Annotated in this window: 18 protein-coding genes; 8 read left to right on the forward strand and 10 right to left on the reverse strand. The window is 64.0% G+C overall.

Annotated features, from left to right (window positions below; all coding sequences use genetic code 11):
- The first annotated feature begins 15 nt into the window (after window positions 1-15).
- Window positions 16-1503 carry a threonine/serine ThrE exporter family protein gene (locus CGK93_RS05140; protein ID WP_089593890.1) on the forward strand — a complete coding sequence of 496 codons (1488 nt, stop codon included), beginning with the start codon at window positions 16-18 and terminating at the stop codon, window positions 1501-1503.
- Between the two features lie 76 nt (window positions 1504-1579).
- Here CGK93_RS05140 and CGK93_RS05145 read toward each other — a convergent pair whose 3' ends face one another.
- The gene (locus tag CGK93_RS05145; protein ID WP_089593891.1) at window positions 1580-2419 is read right to left on the reverse strand and encodes a siderophore-interacting protein; all 840 of its coding nucleotides are present in this window, start codon (window positions 2417-2419) and stop codon (window positions 1580-1582) included.
- A gap of 52 nt (window positions 2420-2471) precedes the next feature.
- A complete protein-coding gene (locus CGK93_RS05150) occupies window positions 2472-3242 on the reverse strand; it encodes a uracil-DNA glycosylase (RefSeq protein ID WP_089593892.1) in 771 nt (256 codons plus the stop codon).
- Window positions 3243-3348: 106 nt separating this feature from the next.
- Between CGK93_RS05150 and CGK93_RS05155 the strand changes: the two genes are divergently transcribed.
- The 5 genes from CGK93_RS05155 to CGK93_RS05175 all read left to right on the forward strand — a co-directional run bounded on the left by CGK93_RS05155 (window position 3349) and on the right by CGK93_RS05175 (window position 8016).
- Entirely contained in the window at window positions 3349-3684 is a 336-nt protein-coding gene (locus CGK93_RS05155; protein WP_089593893.1) for a DUF3263 domain-containing protein, read from the forward strand.
- Between the two features lie 49 nt (window positions 3685-3733).
- On the forward strand, window positions 3734-4342 hold the full coding sequence (locus CGK93_RS05160; protein ID WP_089593894.1) for a LytR C-terminal domain-containing protein: 609 nt from the start codon (window positions 3734-3736) through the stop codon (window positions 4340-4342).
- Window positions 4343-4513: 171 nt separating this feature from the next.
- Window positions 4514-4717, forward strand: coding sequence for a cold-shock protein (locus tag CGK93_RS05165; protein ID WP_011773737.1), 204 nt, complete (start codon window positions 4514-4516; stop codon window positions 4715-4717).
- 323 nt (window positions 4718-5040) lie between these two features.
- Window positions 5041-6666, forward strand: coding sequence for a chaperonin GroEL (gene groL / locus CGK93_RS05170; RefSeq protein ID WP_089593895.1), 1626 nt, complete (start codon window positions 5041-5043; stop codon window positions 6664-6666).
- Window positions 6667-6876: 210 nt separating this feature from the next.
- The gene (locus CGK93_RS05175) at window positions 6877-8016 is read left to right on the forward strand and encodes a ribonuclease HI family protein (protein WP_089593896.1); all 1140 of its coding nucleotides are present in this window, start codon (window positions 6877-6879) and stop codon (window positions 8014-8016) included.
- Window positions 8017-8156: 140 nt separating this feature from the next.
- Here CGK93_RS05175 and CGK93_RS05180 read toward each other — a convergent pair whose 3' ends face one another.
- The 4 genes from CGK93_RS05180 to CGK93_RS05195 all read right to left on the reverse strand — a co-directional run bounded on the left by CGK93_RS05180 (window position 8157) and on the right by CGK93_RS05195 (window position 11579).
- Window positions 8157-8447, reverse strand: coding sequence for a WXG100 family type VII secretion target (locus tag CGK93_RS05180; protein WP_089593897.1), 291 nt, complete (start codon window positions 8445-8447; stop codon window positions 8157-8159).
- A gap of 197 nt (window positions 8448-8644) precedes the next feature.
- Window positions 8645-10111 carry a sensor histidine kinase gene (locus tag CGK93_RS05185; protein WP_089593898.1) on the reverse strand — a complete coding sequence of 489 codons (1467 nt, stop codon included), beginning with the start codon at window positions 10109-10111 and terminating at the stop codon, window positions 8645-8647.
- A gap of 2 nt (window positions 10112-10113) precedes the next feature.
- A complete protein-coding gene (locus tag CGK93_RS05190) occupies window positions 10114-10824 on the reverse strand; it encodes a response regulator transcription factor (RefSeq protein WP_089597209.1) in 711 nt (236 codons plus the stop codon).
- A gap of 119 nt (window positions 10825-10943) precedes the next feature.
- Window positions 10944-11579, reverse strand: coding sequence for a LysE/ArgO family amino acid transporter (locus tag CGK93_RS05195; RefSeq protein WP_089593899.1), 636 nt, complete (start codon window positions 11577-11579; stop codon window positions 10944-10946).
- 68 nt (window positions 11580-11647) lie between these two features.
- Here CGK93_RS05195 and CGK93_RS05200 point away from each other — a divergent pair, with 68 nt between their 5' ends.
- On the forward strand, window positions 11648-12571 hold the full coding sequence (locus CGK93_RS05200; protein WP_089593900.1) for a LysR family transcriptional regulator ArgP: 924 nt from the start codon (window positions 11648-11650) through the stop codon (window positions 12569-12571).
- 69 nt (window positions 12572-12640) lie between these two features.
- The gene (locus CGK93_RS05205; RefSeq protein ID WP_089593901.1) at window positions 12641-12865 is read left to right on the forward strand and encodes a hypothetical protein; all 225 of its coding nucleotides are present in this window, start codon (window positions 12641-12643) and stop codon (window positions 12863-12865) included.
- Between the two features lie 17 nt (window positions 12866-12882).
- Here the strand turns inward: CGK93_RS05205 and CGK93_RS05210 are convergent, their stop codons facing one another.
- The 4 genes from CGK93_RS05210 to CGK93_RS05225 all read right to left on the reverse strand — a co-directional run bounded on the left by CGK93_RS05210 (window position 12883) and on the right by CGK93_RS05225 (window position 19833).
- The gene (locus tag CGK93_RS05210) at window positions 12883-15003 is read right to left on the reverse strand and encodes a multicopper oxidase family protein (protein ID WP_089593902.1); all 2121 of its coding nucleotides are present in this window, start codon (window positions 15001-15003) and stop codon (window positions 12883-12885) included.
- Window positions 15004-15015: 12 nt separating this feature from the next.
- Entirely contained in the window at window positions 15016-15489 is a 474-nt protein-coding gene (locus CGK93_RS05215) for a hypothetical protein (RefSeq protein ID WP_089593903.1), read from the reverse strand.
- Between the two features lie 203 nt (window positions 15490-15692).
- Complete coding sequence (locus CGK93_RS05220) at window positions 15693-17351, reverse strand: DNA repair helicase XPB (protein WP_089597211.1); 1659 nt, start codon at window positions 17349-17351, stop codon at window positions 15693-15695.
- Window positions 17352-17364: 13 nt separating this feature from the next.
- The gene (locus CGK93_RS05225; protein WP_089593904.1) at window positions 17365-19833 is read right to left on the reverse strand and encodes a helicase-associated domain-containing protein; all 2469 of its coding nucleotides are present in this window, start codon (window positions 19831-19833) and stop codon (window positions 17365-17367) included.
- Between the last annotated feature and the right edge of the window lie 63 nt (window positions 19834-19896).

Consider the following 19896-nt stretch of genomic DNA (forward strand, 5'->3'; position numbering starts at 1 on the left):
AGGGAGGATCACCGCGTGACTGAACGCCCCGACGGGTCCGCCAGCAGGCCCCATACTGACGGGTTGCCCAAAACCCAGCCGCTCAGGCCATCCCAGGTCCGGCAAAACGTCAACGCCAAGCGCATGCTCATGCGTCTTGTCCAAGGTGACAGTCCGCCCACGGCGCCCATGAACATCGTGGACCGCTTGGCGGGAAGCCCTTATGCCAACCCCACCATCCAGGTAGTGGGAGTGGACGCATCGGCCCGCAAGACCATCGACTTCGCCCTGCATCTGGCGGAAGTCATGTTCCGCTATGGGGCGGGCGCCCTTGAAGTTGAGACGAGCATGATCGCTGTGACGGCCGCCCTCGGTCTGAAGAACGTTGAAGTGGACATCACCAACCAGTCGGTGGCCATCAACTACGCTCCCAAGGACCAGACGCCCATCACGCTGCTGCGCGTTGTTCGATCCTGGACCAACAACTACGCCGGCCTGGCACAGGTGCACCAGTTGGTCACTGACATCGTGGCCGGGGGAGTGGGCCGCGATGAGGCCGTGCGCCGCTTGAACGAGATCATCCGCAGCGCCAAGCCCTTCCCGCGCTGGATGGTGACCATTGCCTTCGGCATCTTCTCCGCGGTTTTCGTGGGCGTCCTGGGCGGTGGCCTGGGCGCATCTGCGGTGGCCTTCTGCTCCAATATCCTGATCAGCCTGCTCTCACGCCAGCTTGCACGGTGGCGGACAGCAGACTTCTTCAACACCATGGCGTGCGCGTTCCTGGTTACCTTTATCGCGCTGATGCTGCGGTGGGCGGGTGTGGACATTGCTCCGTCCATTGTGGTTGCCGGCGGAATCCTGCTGTTGCTGCCAACGGGGCGACTTGTCTCGTCTGTCCAGGATGCGATCAACGGCTTCCCGGTGACTGCAGCCGGCCGATTCCTTTCCACGGCGCTGACATTCGGTGCCATCGTGGCAGGCATCGGCGTCGCAGTGGTGGTCGGAACGCTGATCGGCAGCGAGGTCCTGGACGTCACGGATACATTCCCCGATGCGTATCCCTTATGGGGTCAGGCCATCCTGATCGCGATCGCGGTGGTGGCCATCGGAGTCACCGAACAAACGCAAATGCGTCTGTTATTCCCGACGGCGGCAGTCGGCATCGTGGGCTTCTTCGTTCTGTGGGGGGCTGGGGCCGCCGGGCTCGGCGACCGCCTCTCACCCGCCGTCGCGGCCGTGGTCATTGGCCTGCTGGGACGGGTAGTGGCGCTCAAACTCGGAGCGCCGCAGCTGGTGGTTGCAGTTCCGGCCGCGTTGATCCTGCTTCCCGGCCTCACTATATTCCGGTCCATGTATGTTTTGACCGTTGAAGAGGGAGACATTCTGCTGGGTGCGGGCGGCATGCTGAACGCAGGGGCGATTGTCCTGGGCGTGGCTGCGGGCATCGTGCTCGGCGACAACCTCGCCCGGCCCCTGACCAAGGGGCTGTCCAGCAACGAGCGGCGCAGGGTCCGCAGGCGATAAGTGACAAAACACGAACGGCGCTGCCATGAGGCAGCGCCGTTCGGCTTTAAGAGCTGAAGCTGGATCTGTGCCGAATCTAGATCTGTCCGACCGGAAGCTTCTTCTCGGCTTGGAACACTTCCTCCACACGACCCTGTGCCCAGTAGCCGGACAGTGACACCTGGGAACGCTCCAATCCCCGCTGGACGAAGAAGATCTCACGGAGACCCTTCATGTAACCCCGCTCGCCGTGGGCAAAAACGTCCACCCGGCCGGGCAGCCATTCGGTGGTGCGCAGGGCTTCGAGCAGCAAGTCACTGGAGCCCGCGGGTACTCCGTTGCGCTGCAGCCAGTGCAGCGTCACGCCGGCGGGGGCGGAAATGGGCAGGATGTCAGCCTCGTTGTCCACTTCCAGGAACACCGTTCCGCGGGCATCGGGGGCAAGAGTCTCAACGCATGCTGCGATGGCAGGGATCGCGGCATCGTCGCCGGCGAACAAGTACCAGTCGGCGTCGGGGGCCGGGTTGTAGGCACCGCCGGGACCTGTGAAGACCACCGAATCGCCGGGCTCGGCTGCTGCTGCCCAAGGACCTGCCAGCCCTTCGTCGCCGTGCACCACAAAGTCGATGGCCAGTTCCTGGGCTTCAAGGTCCACCCAACGGATGGTGTAGGTCCTGGTGTGCGGCCACAGCTCCCGCGGCATGGTCTCGCGGATGGCCCACAGGTCCAGCGGAAGCTCGTACTCGACACCGGGCTGGGGAAAGACGATCTTGACATAGCGGTCCACGTACTGGTTGTTCGCGTAGTCACTGAACCCCGGTCCGCCGGCCACGATCCGCACCATATGCGGCGAAAGGCGTTCGTTCCGCAGGACGGTCAGGTTGACCTGCGGGCGGGTTGTGCGGGTGGCGGACGAAGTCACGGGGAGAGCAGACATGTAGGTAAGCCTAAGCTAATTTCCTGCACGTCCGCTGGGGATGAGTCGAAAGTTACAGGACAGGCAGTTCCCAGTTAATGGGTTCGGAGCCCTGTTCCACCAGCAGCTCGTTGCTGCGGCTGAAGGGCTTGGAGCCGAAGAATCCCCGGGAAGCCGAGAGGGGACTGGGATGGACCGACACGATGGACGGTGCTCCATCCAGCAGCGGCAGGACGCCCTCGGCGTCCTTGCCCCAGAGGATGGCAACCAACGGGCTGCGTCGCCCCGCACCGTCCGTACGGCGGACGACGGCGGTGACTGCCGCCGTCGTGATGGCCTCCCAGCCTTTGCCGCGATGCGAGCCGGCGTCTCCGGCGGTGACGCTGAGGACCCGGTTCAGCAGGAGGACGCCTTGGCCCGTCCAGGCGCTGAGGTCGCCATGGACCCGGGGAGGTAGTCCGAGGTCGTCGTGCAGTTCCCGGTAGATATTGGCGAGGCTGCGCGGGATGGGTCGCGTCTGCGGCGACACCGCAAAGGAAAGCCCGACGGCGTGTCCCGGCGTTGGGTACGGGTCTTGGCCCAGAATCAGTACTTTGACGTCTGCCAGCGGCTGCTGGAAGGCGCGCAGGAGGTTGCCGGCCGACGGAAGAACGTAGCTCCCGTTCTTGGCTTGGGTCGCGACGAAGTCCAAGGCGCTCCGCAGTTCCCCTTCCACGGGCCGCAGGGCATCGGCCCAGTCGGGGGCCATCAGTTCTTCCAGTGGGCGGTCAGGGAGCTCGGCAAAACCCGCCTGGTCCGGGTCGGCCGGCTCAAGGTCAAAGAGTGCATCCTCGCCATTCACCACGCCATTGTCTCCCGCGCAATCCCGGACCGGCGAATGACAGCGTTGTTATTCGCCCGTAACATGGGGGTAGGACATTTTCCCCCAACACGCGTCGAAGGAGTGTGCCGTGGCAGAACCAGCACCGGAACCGATGGCGCCGCAGTCAACAGGGTTTGCCCTTGCAGACCTTGCGGCAGGGATCCGCAGTGACTCTCCGCTCAGCGAACGGGACCAGCAGATGTTGGCCCTGGAACGGCAGTGGTGGAAGTATTCAGGGGCCAAGGAACAGGCCATCCGTGAGCTGTTCGATCTCTCGGCAACACACTATTACCAGATCCTCAACGCGCTGATAGATACCGAAGACGCGTTGGCCCACGATCCCATGCTCGTCAAGAGATTGCGTAGACTACGTACGTCCCGCCAGCGTGCGCGGACGGCACGTCGCTTGGGGTCCGACGCGTAAATCGCCAGGCTGATCTGTCAGCAGCAACCAGCAAGGACAACGCTTCACCATGACCAAATATGCCAAGGACGAATTCGACCAGGTCCCGCAGAACACCTCCCGGCAGGGCGTTCACCGGGACGCCCAGGAAACCACGCGTCCCACGTTGTGGCCGGTTCTGACTGTTGGGGCTGTGGCCCTGGTTCTGGGGTTGGTGGCCTTCCTGGTCCTTCCGAACCTCGGCGTGGTGGCTCCCAGTGCCGCGCCCAGCGTCTCGACGCCGGCGCCGCAGCAGACAGATTCATCACCATCGGCGGCACCGGGCGAATCCAGCAGCGCACCGTCGGCATCCAGCGAGCCGACACCGTCTGAGAGTCCGTCTGCAACGTCGTCCTCCGCACCGGTGGACAAGTCCACGCCGGTTGCCGTGTACAACGGTGCCGGCACCGCTGGCTTGGCTGGCCGTGTAGCCGGTCTGGTGGAAGCCGACGGCTGGACACTGAGCACCGTGGGCAACTGGGGCGGCCTGCCGCAGCAGACATCGGTGATCTTCTACAACGCGCCTGAGCAGAAGGTCAACGCCGAGGCGTTGGGCACCTTGCTGGGCATCCAGACGATCCTTGAATCACCCGAGGTGCAGCAGCAGTTGGTGGTTGTGGCAGGACCGGGCTACCAGTAAACCTCGGCCCTCCCGGTGGCCCTGAAGCCCCAACTCGGTTAAGCCTCAATAACAAAAGTGATGCCCCGGGCCTCCATGGGAGCGCCGGCATAGTGACTGTGGTTACAGTGGATTGATTCCGGTACGGAGATCCCGGCAACCGGTCTTGGCTACTGCGAAAGTGTGGGCATCATGGCATTGGGAACCGTCAAATGGTTCAACGCCGAAAAAGGCTACGGATTCATCACTGTGGATGAGTCGGGTGACGACGTCTTTGTACACTGGTCCGCCATACAAATGGACGGCTTCCGCGCCCTTGAAGAGGGGCAGCGGGTTGAGTTTGAACTGGGCGAGGGGCAAAAAGGTCCGCAAGCCGAAGGTGTGCGCGTCGCGTAGCGCCTTGCAGGGTTTCACCTTTCCTTCGTCAGCCCTCGGCTGAAAGCCCTTTGTTTATAGAGCAAAGTGGCATCTCTGCTTGCACTCTCCCCGGTCGAGTGCTAATTATTGATTTAGCACTCCTATGGTTCGACTGCTAAGTCCAGCCCGGCTTACCCCGGCGGTGGGCGGCGTTCGTTCCAGCGGAGGATCAAGAAACACCTTGGTGGGGTGAGGTCCGGAGCGCGGGGCATACAGAGGCCGCGGGCAAAGGACCGTCCGTCGCGGGCACCCCATCTGACAGGTACCTTCTTAACGACTGTCCCGAAAGGACTACCGCCGTTATGGCCAAGATCATTGCATTTGATGAAGAGGCACGCCGCGGCCTCGAGCGGGGCCTGAACATCCTCGCAGACGCCGTCAAGGTCACCCTCGGCCCGCGTGGACGCAACGTCGTCCTCGAAAAGAAGTGGGGCGCCCCCACGATCACCAACGATGGCGTTTCCATCGCCAAGGAGATCGAACTGGACGACCCCTACGAGAAGATCGGTGCAGAACTGGTCAAGGAAGTTGCCAAGAAGACGGATGACGTCGCTGGCGACGGTACTACCACTGCAACCGTCCTCGCCCAGGCACTGGTGAAGGAAGGCCTGCGCAACGTTGCCGCCGGCGCCGACCCGCTGTCCCTCAAGCGCGGCATCGAGAAGGCTGTTGAGGCAGTCATCAGCGAACTGCTGGCCTCCGCCAAGGAGATCGAAACCAAGGAAGAGATCGCAGCTACGGCTTCCATCTCCGCCGGTGACCCGGAAATCGGCAGCCTCATCGCCGAAGCCCTGGACAAGGTGGGCAAGGAAGGCGTCATCACGGTCGAGGAATCCAACACCTTCGGCCTGGAGCTCGAGCTCACCGAGGGCATGCGCTTCGACAAGGGCTACATCTCCGCTTACTTCGTCACCGACGCAGAGCGCCAGGAAACGGTCCTCGAAGACCCGTACATCCTGATCGTCAACTCCAAGATCTCCAACGTGAAGGAACTCGTCACGGTTCTGGAGAAGGTCATGCAGTCCAACAAGCCGCTGCTGATCATCGCCGAAGACATCGAGGGCGAGGCCCTGGCCACCCTGATCGTCAACAAGATCCGTGGCACCTTCAAGTCCGTTGCCGTCAAGGCTCCGGGCTTCGGCGACCGCCGCAAGGCGCAGCTGGCCGACATCGCCATCCTCACCGGTGGCCAGGTCATCTCCGAAGAAGTTGGCCTCAAGCTCGAAAACGCTGGCCTCGAACTCCTCGGCACCGCCCGCAAGGTTGTTGTCACCAAGGACGAGACCACCATCGTTGAAGGTGCCGGCGACGCCGAGCAGATCGCAGGCCGTGTGGCCCAGATCCGCGCCGAGATCGAGAACTCCGACTCCGACTACGACCGCGAGAAGCTGCAGGAGCGCCTGGCCAAGCTGGCCGGCGGCGTTGCAGTCATCAAGGCCGGTGCCGCAACCGAAGTTGAGCTCAAAGAACGCAAGCACCGCATTGAGGACGCAGTCCGCAACGCCAAGGCTGCTGTTGAAGAAGGCATCGTTGCCGGTGGTGGCGTAGCCCTCATCCAGGCCGGCGCCAAGGCATTCGCCAACCTCACCCTCCAGGGTGACGAGGCAACGGGTGCCAACATCGTCAAGGTTGCCATCGACGCTCCGCTGAAGCAGATCGCCTTCAACGCTGGCCTCGAGCCCGGCGTTGTGGTGGATAAGGTTCGCGGCCTGCCTTCCGGCCACGGCCTGAACGCTGCCACGGGCGTCTACGAAGACCTTCTGGCTGCCGGTGTGAACGACCCCGTAAAGGTCACCCGCTCGGCTCTCCAGAACGCTGCTTCCATCGCTGGTCTGTTCCTGACCACCGAGGCTGTAGTTGCCGACAAGCCTGAGAAGAACGCTCCGGCTGCCGGCGGCGACGACATGGGCGGCATGGGCGGCTTCTAAGCCCCCACGCTGTAGCCAATACAGCGCCCAAGCATCACGCTTTTAGAGCAAACGACGGCGGTCCCCACCTGGTGGGGGCCGCCGTTTTGCGGTCCCAGCCCAAGTAGGTAGCAGTAGATGCCGTTGTGAGCGCTCAAAACGGCATCTATTGCTACTTGGTTGGGTGCTAGCACGGATTCAGTGTCGGTGGGGTCTGGCAGGATTAAGGTTATGACGATTATTGCTGCCGCTGATGGGTCCGCCCTCGGCAATCCTGGGCCGGCCGGTTGGGCCTGGTACGTTGATGACTCCTGTTGGCGCGCAGGAGGTTGGCCGCACGGCACAAACAACCAGGGTGAACTCATGGCCGTCCTGGATCTGTTCCGTTCCACGGCACATGTGCCGGAGGAAGACCTGCTGATCCTTTGCGACAGCCAGTACGTCATCAACTGCATCAGCAAGTGGATGCCGGGATGGAAGCGCAAAGGCTGGCGCAAAGCCGACGGCAAGCCTGTGTTGAACGTGGACCTCCTCAAGGACATCGACCAAGCAATAGTTGGCCGAAAGTACAAATTCGAATGGGTCAAAGGTCACGCCGGACATGACCTCAACGAGGCCGCCGATGAGCGTGCACGCGCGGCAGCAACGGCCTACCAGCAGGGTGTTGCGCACCGCAGCGGGCCTGGGTTCCCTGGCGCCCTGGGGCAGGGCGATGCGAAAGGGCGGGACCAGGCACAGCTGGACGCCGGGGTAACCGCGCAGGGACCCGCTCAGGCGCAGCTGCAGGCAGACCCGCTGGAACAAACGCACCGCCGGGCTGCAGAGCCCGTTGGTGCAGGGGCACCGGCCGCAGGGGCAGCTGCTGCCTCCATGGGGTCGGCGAACGTTTCCAGAACATCAGTTGGTTCCGTCCCCGCGAAGGCCGAGCGCGCCTCCCGACCCCATTTTGAGCCGACGCTCTTTGGAGAGTCCGGGATCTTTGGCCAGCCTGATCTCTTCAGCGAACTCGAGGATCCTTCCGCCCAGGAGCTCTCCGCCGAGGAGACGGTGCTGGCCTTGGAACGGGAACTGCTGCGGCCGGATGTTCGTGCTGACATTGGCAGGATCGGAGTGCTGCTCCACCCCGACTTCGCCGAGATCGGCAGCTCGGGACGGTTCTGGACCCGGGACGCCATGATGATGGCCTTGGAAGAGGATCCCGGCGAACCCACTGACCTGGAGCTGCTCAGTGCCGACCGTCTCAGCGAGAACACCATTCTGCTGAACTATCGCAGCCTCGCCCACACGGGTTCAGCACTGCGCAGCTCCGTTTGGATGTTGGACCGTGGCCAATGGCGGCTCCGGTTCCACCAGGGGACTCTGGAGAGTTAGGGACACCGGAGAGTTAGGGACACCGGCGAGCCGGTGGACTCTGGAAGGACAGGGACTCCATCCCGCAGACTCATGACCTGCAGGGCCGGCATGCACAGGGGGAAGACAGCCGGCCCCGCAGGAGCTCATGGGTGGGATGGTTAGTAGGCGAAGCGCTGGGTGTTTCCCTGCTCCACCTCGGAGTAACTCGCTGCGGCCGAGGACAGCGCCAGGTTGATGGACGCGAGCGAGGCCTCCACTTTGCCCTGGGTAATGGACCATTCAAGGACCAAGGACTGGAAGTTGGTGGCGGCAGATCCGCGCCACGTTGCCTCGAGTTCGTCCAGGCCCCGTTTCATGGTCAGCACATCAGAACTGATGCGATCCACGGTTCCTTTGACATTGGCCGACTTGAGCTGCAGCAACTCGGTATCGACGGAGATGACGCTCATGGGTGGTGCCTTTCGACGAGGATGTTCCGCAGGTTGCGGTGGGATGCGTGGGCCACATCATTGAGCCTAGGCACCCGCCTGCAACCCTGGAACACAGCTTCGCCGCTATGTGGACAAGTGCCGGACGACGCAGTTATGTGGACAACCTCACGCCATACGACCGCGAACGCAGAACCGGGCATAACCAGCAGCGTGCGCTAGCTTGATACCAGCTCGGCTGGCTCCTCACGGAACGGAAGGCTGACCACCATAGTCGCCCCGCCGCCGTCGGTCTCCGTGACCCGCACGGTACCGCCGTGGGAGCCCACGATGGCGGCAACAATCGCCAGACCCAGTCCACTGCCACCCGTCTCCCGGGTGCGCGACGTATCCGCGCGGTAGAACCGTTCGAAGATCTTGTTGGTTTCCTCATCCGGGATACCGGGACCATGATCGCGGATCTCGATCACTGAAACTGATCCGGTCGGCGTTGTTCGTACACCGACAGCAAGCTCGATGGGGCTTCCTTCCGGTGTGTACCTCAAAGCATTGCCCACCAGGTTGCCAATGACCTGGCGCAGTTTGGCTTCGTCGCCTTGGACGGGAGCAGCGGTGGGGGAGGCGCCGTCGAGTCCTGTAAGCGTGATGCTGCGGTCCCCGAAGGATGCCTTGGTGTCCACCATGGCATCGTGTGCCAGGAGTTGCAGGTCCACGGGCTTGAGCTGAAGCGGACGCTGCTCGTCCAAGCGGGCCAACATCAGCAGATCTTCCACCATGGAGCCCATGCGCTTGGCTTCGCTTTCGATCCTGCCCATCGCCATCGCCACGTCGTCCTGGCTGGTCAGCGCACCTTGGCGGTAGAGCTCCGAGAAACCACGGATGGTGACCAAGGGCGTGCGAAGCTCGTGGGAGGCGTCGGCTGCAAAGCGGCGCATGCGCCCTTCGGAAGCGGCTCGGGCAGCAAAGGAAGCCTCGATGTGGGCGAGCATGGCATTGAGGGATCCGCCCAGCCGACCAACCTCGGTGTGGGGATTATCCACTTCCACACGGCGGGACAGGTCACCGGCGGCAATGGCCGCAGCAGTCTTCTCCACCTTGGCCAACGGGCGGAAGGACCGTGCCACGGTCCAGGTTGCGATGAAGAACGCCAACACGAGGGTCAACAGGCCAACGCCTACCACTACCAGGACGGCATGCTCCATGACTTTGTCCACCGGGGTGAGCGGCAGCCCGATGATCATGACGCCGTTCCGGCCGTCGGAGGTGGTGACGCCAACGGCCACGACGCGCCAGTTGCTACCTGCAGTGCCCTTGACCTGGTAGGGGGAGTTACCGCGGAGTTTGGCTTCAGCCGGGGTGATGTCGGTGATTGCGGGACGATCGCCCTGGCTGCCGCCGTAGGGGTAAGCCTCGAAGCCCGACAGGTACAGCGTCAGCGAGTAGTCCGTGGGCACGGCGGAGTCGGTGGGCGTGGCCGGGTTGGGCTGTGCAAGCTTGTTGAAGCCTTCCTGTTCCTGCGCCAGCGCGACAGCGGCCTTGAGTTTGTCGTCAACCTGGCCCTGCAGGTAGCTCTTGACAAGCGTCAACGTGCCGGAGCCCGTCGCCGCCAGGGCCAACAGGAGCAGGCCCATGATGATGGCGACGAGCTGCGATCTCAGGGACGCCGACTTCCAGCGTTGCAGCAAGGTCAGCGCTTCTCTGCCGTTCGCAGCACGTAGCCCACGCCGCGCTTGGTCTGGATGAGGGCGGCGGCGTCGGGGTCGATGTCCACTTTGCGGCGCAGGTAGGAAATGTAGGACTCAACGATCGAGGCGTCACCGTTGAAGTCGTATTCCCAGACGTGGTCCAGGATCTGGGCCTTGGAAAGTACCCGGTTGGGGTTCAGCATGAGGTAGCGGAGGAGCTTGAACTCGGTGGGGGACAGCTCGATGACGGTGCCGCCTCGGCGGACCTCGTGGGCGTCGTCGTCGAGTTCAAGATCGTCGACGCGGATCACGGCGTCGTCGTCTTCCAGCGGCTGCGTGCGGCGGAGGACGGCGCGGATGCGTGCTACCACTTCGTCGAGGCTGAAGGGCTTGGTGACGTAGTCGTCCCCGCCCACGGTCAGGCCGGTGACCTTGTCCTCGGTGTCATCCTTCGCGGTCAGGAACAGGACGGGGAAGTGCTTGCCGGCCGCGCGGAGGCGGCGCGTCACCGTAAAGCCGTCCATGTCCGGGAGCATGACGTCCAGGACAGCGAGGTCCGGAGAATGGAGATCGGCTGCGGCGAGGGCTTCGCGGCCATTGGACGCGGCAACGACCTCGAAACCTGCAAAGCGCAGGGACGTGGAGAGCAGCTCGCGGATGTTGGGTTCGTCATCGACGACAAGGAGCTTGGCTTCGGGGCCGTTCTTCTTCATGACATCCATGATGCTCCCAGAAACTGGGAGTTCTCTGGACGCTGCATGTGAGCGGACTGCGTGGCTGGATGAGGCTCACGCCCCGCACGATCGCGGCTTCTCGCGCGCCCAACGTCACCTCACGCACCCAACGCCAGGCCCGCTCCCAGTGCCACCATGGTCACGGCGATGCCGCCGTCCAGGAACCGCCACGACAGGGGCTTCGCAAAGAAGCCACGGAGAAAACGGGCACCGAAGCCCAGGGAGCAGAACCAGAGGATGCTGCCCAGCATGGCGCCGGCCCCAAACCACCACTGCAGGGGAGTCCCTTGCGCGCTGGCAATGGAACCGAGCAGGGCGATGTCCAGGTAGACGTGCGGATTGAGCCATGTCAGTGCCAGGACGGTGGTGACGGCTGCTGCGACGCCGCGTTTCGCGCCGCCGTCGTTCGTCGACTCGCCTCCCGTGGTCAGCGACTGCGGGCGCAGTGCGCGTCGGGCCGCCATGATGCCGTACGTCACCAGGAAGGCCGCCCCCACATAGCGAAGAACGACGACGGCGGCCGGGGCTGCCGTAATGAGGGCGCCGGTGCCAAGGACACCGGCAGCGATCAGCACGGCGTCGGACAACGCGCACACCGCCACGACCGGGACGATGTGCTCGCCACGGATTCCCTGCCTCAGTACGAAGGCGTTCTGTGCGCCGATGGCAACGATGAGGGCCAGGCCTGTGACAAGGCCGAGGCCTGCGGAGTGAAAGAAATCGGTGTAAGTCATCTTTCGAAACTACGGGCGCTCATTACTTTAGACCAGCTAATGATTCTGATGGGGCATAAGATGTTCTTATGCCGCAGTTTCCTTCCGAGCAGTTGCTGACCTTCGCCACCGTCCTCTCCGAGGGCACACTGGACTCCGCAGCGCGCCTCCTGCACATCACGCCCTCCGCTGTCTCCCAGAGATTGAAAGCCTTGGAGCAATCTGCGGGTCGTGTTCTGCTGCAGCGGAGCAACCCGGTCAAAGCCACCGAAGCAGGCGAGGTGGTCCTCCGCTTGGCCCGCCAAGTGGCGCAGCTCGAAGCGGATGCAGGAAGGGAGCTCGGGTTGGGTACGGACGGTGCGCGTCTTGCCGTGCCGATCGTGGTCAACGCGGACTCGCTGGCGGTGTGGTTCCTGCAGGCGCTGGCGGGTGTCCCCGACGATCTCAATGTCACCTTCGACCTTCACCGGGACGATGAACAGCATTCAACGTCCCTGCTGCGCTCGGGTACAGTCATGGCTGCAGTGACTGCGACCCCCGAGCCCGTGCAAGGGTGCCGTGTGGAAAGCCTGGGCGTCATGCGGTACCGGGCCGTCGCGGCGCCGGGCTATGTGGACCGGTGGTTCCCTGATTTCCCCAAGGGCCTGGACGGCGAGGCCCTCAATGCGGCCCCCACTGTGGATTTCGACCGCAAGGACACCTATCAATGGGCCTTTGTGCAGTCGTGGCCGGGCGCAGCCGGGAAACCAGTGACGGAACGGCGCGGGCCCCGCCACTATGTTCCGGCCTCCCACGATTTCGGTGACGCGATCCGGCTTGGCCTGGGCTGGGGACTGATCCCGGAGGTCCAGTGCGGACCCGATATTGCCGACGGCCGCCTCATTGAACTTGCCCCGGAGAGACCCTTCGATGTCCCACTGTATTGGCAGCGCTGGAAGACGGCTTCCAGGGTATTGGACGTTCTCAGCGATACGGTGCGTGAAGTATCCGCGCGGTACCTCACCGCCGCCTGAATGCGGCTAAATCCGAACACGCCCAGGGATGCTTCCAATAATGTCAGTGCCCCGTTCCACACTTGAAACATGGCAACCACAGCAGCTCCAGTCAGCATCCACCAGCACCAGGACACAGCGGACATCGAGTTCCACGTGACCTACCTCGACAGCGATACCGGCAGGGTCAGGCGTGAGGACTTCCATGACCTCGCAGCCGCCGAGCGCTTCGCCAATGCCCAGCTCCGTGACGAGGATTGCTGGGCAGTGGTGGACCACGTCACCGTCCAGCACACCCGCCGGATGGTTGCTTAGGCGCTGAACCGCCTGCACTATTCAGGCCGGTTACCCGAATGCCCACCATGGACAAACGGCGATGACACGCCCTGGTACTTCAGCAGCATCATCATTCCTTCAGCTGCATGATCCAGGTTGTGGCAATGGTCCATCCAGATCCCGGGGTTATCGGCGTGGAGCAGCAGCTCCCACACTTCCCCCGGCAGCACGTCCACGGTGTCCAGGACGAGTGGCGACCCCGTGGGTGCCACACCGTTCCTGCTGAGCACTCGGACGTGGTGGCCGTGGGGATGCATGGGGTGGGGGTCCGCCGTTCGGTTCACCACCGTCACTTTCACGGTGTCACCGAGAGCGACATCGATGGACGGAACCAGCGGGTACGCCGCCCCGTTCACCGTAAACGCGTACCGCGGTATGCCGTCAACAAAACGGAACTGCCGGTCCAGGACAACCACCTCTTCCCGAGTGATGGTGGCCTCTTCCAGCCTTGGCTCGACTCCTGGTTCGCCATACTCCAGCAGGTCGAGCACAGGGGTGGTGTTGAAGATGCCGGGAGGGGCCTTCTCAGGGACGGTGATGTCCGGGGAGTCAGACGGAGCTACCACAACAACAGCGCTGGACGCGGAGTCGGAGCGAAGAGTCACGGGCTGGTCCGTCATGGTGAAGGCGATGTCCACCCTGCCACCGGCCCCCAGCCGCACCAGCTTGTCGGACACCTCGCCAGGTTGGTTCACCTCGGTCCCGTCCACCGCCACCGCCTTGAAGGACGTCCCCTCCACGAGGTAGCGCTGCGGCAGGGAATCGGTGTTGATGAGCCGCATTCTGACGCTCGATCCCAGCGCGGCCGAATACATGCTCTTGCGGTCTGAGGAGCCCAGCAACCCCAGACCGCTGAGGTCGTGTCCGGCCACCACGATGTCCATTTCTGCGCGGGACGCTGTGGGATCGTGCACGACGAAGGTGCCGTAGAGGCCCTTGCGGACCCCCTCGGCTGAATCCTGGTGGGTGTGATACCAGTAGGTGCCGGCTTGGGCGGCAGTAAAGCGATAGGTCATGGACTGCCCGGGCATCACCGCATCCTGGGTTGCGCCGGCTACTCCGTCCATGGCATTGGGAACGTCGTACCCATGCCAGTGCAGGGTGACACCGGCAGTCACATCGCGATTCTTGAGCTCCACCTCCATCACCTCCCCCAACGTGGCCTCCAACGCAGGGCCCGGAAGGCTGCCAAACGTCCACGCTTCCGTGCGCTGGCCGGACGGCAGCGTCACCTGCTCCACCCGGGCCGTGAGCTCGTAGCGCCTGACCACGGGATTGGCAGGGGACTCGCCCAGAAGCCTGGTCACGGGCGTCGGATCCGCAACGGACGCGGCGTTGCCACCCTCGTGATGCCCGACGGCGGCCGAGATCACCGCACCGTCCGCTGACCGGCTCCCCAGCCAAGCAAAGATTCCGGAGCCCAAAGCGGTACACGCCATGAGCCCGGCTACCGCGGCAGCCGCCGTCGGACGCCTGCCCCATGGGGGAGGGCCGCTGGTTCGATCCCCAGGTCCTGGCGCAACGCCGCCCTCAACTCCGCTTTTTGACCGGTTGAGGCGGCGGGGCGTGAACAGCGCGAGCTTGGCCAGCAGCACAGTCAAAGCCATCAGCGCCAGCATCACCGCGAGGCTCCACGGTGCCGGGAACGGTCCCAGGATGAACGTCAGGGCGAGGGAAGCCACAGCCGACGCCGCTGCTGCCACCAGGGCCAAAACTGCCCACTCCCGGGACCGGGCCGTTTTTTCCCGGCCCGGGCGTGCCGGTGTTGTTCCATCAGTTGAGGAGCCGGTGTTCCGCCTCCTCAGCAAGTACGGAACACCGGCCAGCGCGGCCCAAGCCGCGGGGATGGCGGTCAGAGGCAGGTTGATGATTGTGCGTTCGCTGGCAAACCACCAACTGCCGGCCACCAAAGCAGGAAGTAAGGCATAACGCGCCACCGTCAATGCGACGGCGACACCCACCACCAGCACGCCCAGGCCGGCTGCCCGAGACGTGGCCACCTTGCGGTTGGTGGTGGACCTGGTTGAGGAAACAGTCAACCAAACAGCGGTGATCCAGGCGCCGGCGGAGAGGACGGACAACACCAGGTCAACCGCCAGCAGCTGCGAGGTAGTCACAGCTGCCGCTGGTCAGGCTGTTGAGGGCGACGTTGAAGCATCCGAGGATGCAGCTTTGGGAGGCAGCGGTTGTGGGTTGAGGGCTGCCGCCCGGGCGCGGTTGAACAGCCAGTACGACATGAAGATCATCATCACGCCGACGATCGGGTGGATGGAGACAACCCACGAGCCCGCCGGGGTGATGAATTCCGGCGAAGAACCGGTCAGCATGCCGCCGATGATGAAAATGAACAACTGGAGCCACGTCAGCAGGAAAATGCCTGCAGCCAACCAGATCGTCCGGGATCCCATCCGGGCAATGGCAGCGACGATGGCGGCCAGCAGTGCTGAATAGCGGAGTACGTACTGTCCGTTCACCGCGTGGTAAACGCCCGCTTCACGCTGGGCTTCGATGGTGTTCTGGAAATGGAAGTATCCGGCGAAGAACAGCTGTGCGAGTGCTGACAGCAGGACGATCGCGGAGAGGACCAAGAGGGCTTTGCGCATTGGGGAATCCTCTGGTGGAAATTCTCAGATTCTTCTAGGCCTTTCGAACCGCCGGCTCCCTGGCTGCGGGCTTCCCCCACCGCCGACGGCTGGCCGCCTGGCTGCCTGGACCGGGGGCAACCATTAAGGGCGGAGAGCTTCACTTGGAATCGTAAAGTTGCTGGAGGTCAATAGCAAGGGTTCGCCGCTTCTAGCCGGGGCCTTTACTGTTCCTGCCCTACGTCCTTGCCCACATCCTTGGCATCCATGATCCGGTAGGCGTAGCCCTGTTCGGCCAGGAAACGCTGCCGTTTGGCGGCGAAATCCTGGTCCAGGGTGTCGCGGGCCACCAACGAATAGAAGCGGGCGGCGCGGCCGTCCTGCTTGGGACGCAGGAGCCGGCCCAGCCGCTGTGCCTCTTCCTGGCGTGAGCCGAAAGAGCCCGACACCTGGATGGCCACTGACGCTTCCGGAAGGTCGATGGAGAAGTTGGCCACCTTGGACACCACCAACGTATGGATCTCACCCTTGCGGAAGGCATCAAAAAGTTTCTGCCGTGCTTTGACGGTGGTTTCGCCCTTGATCAGGGGAGCGTCCAAGCGCTCGGCGATCTCGTCCAGCTGGTCGATGTACTGGCCGATCACCAGCAACTGTTCGCCTTGGTGGACCGCTACGAGGTCTTCCACCAGCTTGGTCTTGGTTTCCGAGGTGGCGCAGAGCCTGTACTTGTCCGCGTCATCGGCCATGGCGTAGGCCACCCGTTCGTCGCGGGGCAGGTCCACGCGGACTTCCACGCAGTCTGCGGGTGCGATGTAGCCCTGCGCTTCGATGTCCTTCCACGGTGCGTCGTACCGCTTGGGCCCAATGAGGCTGAAGACCTCACCCTCCCGGCCGTCTTCCCGTACCAAGGTGGCTGTGAGGCCAAGGCGGCGCCGGGCCTGGAGGTCGGCGGTCATGCGGAAAATCGGGGCGGGCAGGAGGTGGACTTCGTCGTAGATGATGAGTCCCCAGTCGTGCCCGTCCACGAGTTCCAGGTGCGGGTAGAGCCCGCCACGCTTGGTGGTGAGGACCTGGTACGTGGCGATGGTGACAGGGCGGACTTCCTTGACGGCTCCGGAATATTCGCCGATCTCGTCTTCGGTCAGGGAGGTCCTCTTGAGCAGCTCATCCTTCCACTGCCGGGCCGAGACGGTGTTGGTAACCAGGATCAGCGTGGTGGTGGAGGACGTCGCCATCGCTGCCGCACCCACCAAGGTCTTGCCGGCACCACAGGGGAGTACGACGACGCCGCTGCCGCCGGCCCAGAAGTTCTCCGTGGCCAGCTTTTGGTACGGGCGCAGCTGCCAGCCGCTCTCGTCCAGCATGATGAGGTGGGGCTGCCCGTCCACGTACCCGGCCAGGTCTTCCGCCGGCCATCCCAGTTTGAGGAGCAGCTGCTTCAATTGGCCCCGCTGCGAGGAATGCACCACCACGGTTTCGCCATCGATTCTGGGCCCCAGCAGGGGAGCGATCTTCTTGGCACGGATGACTTCCTCCAGCACGGGGTAGTCATCGGTGCGCATCACCAGACCGTGCTGGGCATCCTTCTCCAGGCGCAGCCGCCCGTAGCGGGACATGGTCTCTGCGATGTCGATCAGCAGGGCGTGCGGCACAGGGAAGCGGGAATACTTCAGCAGGGTGTCCAGCACCTGCTCGGCGTCCAGCCCCGCGGCCCGCGCGTTCCAGAGGCCCAGCGGTGTCAGGCGGTAGCTGTGCATGTGCTCGGGGGCGCGTTCCAACTCTGCAAAAGCGGCAATGGCATGCCGGGCCTCGGTGGCGAGCTCGTGGTCCACTTCCAGCAGGATGGTCTTGTCACTTTGTACGATCAGCGGACCGTCGGTCACTGTTGAGTCCTTTTCACGAGCGCAGTTCTCCTGCGGGTTCCACATCGATGATCCGGTGGATGGACAGTACCCGTTCGGTGTCCTTCGCGGGGTCGAACACCCTGACACGTCCACCGGAGACGGATACAGGAACAACGGTTTCAGTGTTGGCATTCCCCAAGCTGTCCACCACATTCAGGGTGACGGCCTGTTTGAGCCGGATGGCCGTTTGCAGGGTCTCCAGGCCAAGCTGCGTGGACGCCTCGCCCGCCGCTTCGGACCGCACTCCGCGGTGCTGCCGAAGGACCGACAACTGTGCATCAACGTCGTCGTCCGGGGGAGCCGTCCGCGGCGCGGTGTAGACGGGGCGGGCACTGCCCGGCACCGCTGTTGTCCGTTTGAAACGCACGACGGCGGGCTCGGCTTCTTGCACGGCAGGGGAAAGTCCCAGCTCGCGCAGCACGCGTGCAGTTTCCCGGGGGCTGGCTGAGGATGTCAGGACAGTCGGGGCGATACGCACCAGGCTCAATGCGGACGTACGGGCCTCGCGCAACAAATCGGTGATGGCAGTTTCGTCATCGCTTTGGATGAAGCTGGCACTGGTGCCGATCCGTAAGCGGCCATGCCGGGACGCCGTGTCCTGGACGAGGTACGCCAAGGGCTGGGGCACGTCCGTGGCCGAGTGCTCCCGAAGGAATGCCAACAGCGATTCCGCATCCTGCCCGGCGTCGAGCGCCCTGCGGATGGTGGCAGCGGAGAAACGGTAGATGGACGCAGGACCCTGCCCCTCGGCGTCGGCCATTAACAGCAGTGTCTCGCTCAGCTCCGGAGCCAGGTATCCGGGGGCCACGGCGGTGAGGTCGGCCTGCAGGAGGATGTGGTTCACCGCAGCGGGCAGATGCTCGCCGAGAATGGTCATGGCCTGTTCGGGTTGGGCGTCGGCAATGGCCGCGCCCAACTGCGTCAACGCACCGGAGCCCATCAGGCCCAGGAGCGTGGCTTCCTCAAGAATGCCGCGGACCAGCGAACTGAACCGCCGGGACATCCGCGGCTGCGCCCACTCGGCCCGCTGCAGGACAGCCCTGGCGTCCAGGACGGGCGCTTTACCATCCGGCGCGGCGGCTTCCGCAGTGAGTTCATGCAGGATTTCAAGGACGCGTCGTCGGACCACCGGGGCATCAGGTCGCTGCGCTTCCGCGGACAACGCGTTGATGGTGGTACCAGCGGCGCCTTGATGGGAGGCTGCCGACGACGCAGGACCGGTGAGCGGCTGGCCCACCAGAGAAGGTGCGCGCTCGCTGGCCAGCCAGGCATTGACCAACCAAAGCCACTGTTCCTGCCGGGGGAGGTTGAGCCACTCCAGCGACGGCGGCTGCACCCACGTGGAGCTGTCAACGTCGAGGCGGAGCAGTCCGGCCATGGCGCACAACTCCAGGAGGACGGCGGTCTCATGGACGCCCAGACGGATGGACTCGGCAAGGCGCCGCAGTTCGCGCACACCCACACCACCGCTCCGAAGGGTGGCCAGGGGTTGCTCCCGCACAGCGAACAGCAGTTCACCGGTCAGCCGCAGGATCTCCGCGATGGCCCCCATGGCAGCGTTGCGGCGCAGGGCGGCGCTAGTGTGGCCCAACTCCGGGACCGGTGGCGAGAGCGTGAAGTCATCCACAATGGCGCCGCCGCGGAGCGCAAGGCCCACACTGTGGGGGAGTTCCACGTGGCCGGCGTCCAAGGGGACCAGCAGGCCGCGCGCCAACAGCCAGTCAATAGGCCCGACGTCGTGACTTTCGTGGGTGACGGAGGCCCGCCGCTGCGCCTGGGGTACTGCGCCCATGGCCCAACTGCCGAACTTATCCAGGAGGCCAACAGTCCGCTCCGGTGCCGTTGCCAGGATGGAGCGCAGGCCCTCCGGTGTGGAGGTCCAGCGCTGGAGCGCAAGGGCAGCATCCATGGGGGTGCTGGCAGGGTGGATACCGGCACCGCTCTGGTGAAGTTCGGCCACCAACTGCACTACCCGCTGGGCAAAGGCCGGCTGCAGCCGCACCAGTTCCGTGTAGCTCCTGCCCAGGCCGGCCGGGTAAATGCCGATCACGTCCTTGAGACTGCCCACAGGAAGGTAGAAGCGCTGGCGCGAGGAAGTGGTCGGTGTGCCAGCGGGCGGATCCGCGCGATGGATGAGTGCCAGTTCCTGCAATTTGGCGAGGATCGGGTCCAGTGCCGAAAGAGTGGACCCGGCAATGACCTTCTTCAGGCCGGCTGCGGAAATGCTGTGGCCGGTATCGGCGTTGGTGCAGAGGTGAAGTGTTTCCAGGACCTGCATCTCGGGCTTGTTCAGCCGTTCCAAGGCCCGCTGCACACTGACGCGGGCGCTCGCCCTGGCAGCCAGGGCCGCAAAGTCGGGGGCCATGGGGGAGATCAGGTCCGGTCGCGCAGCAAACAAAGCCCGCAGCGAATCGTCGCTGCGCGCTTCCAGTTCCTTGCTGAGCGCGCGAATGAGGGACATCAATCCAACGTTACCGCCCCCGGGGCGTTGCTGCCTGTCAGCAGGACAGTTGCTTGTAGGTGG

Origin of the sequence: Arthrobacter sp. YN (assembly GCF_002224285.1) — a bacterium.
Taxonomy (GTDB): Bacteria; Actinomycetota; Actinomycetes; order Actinomycetales; family Micrococcaceae; genus Arthrobacter.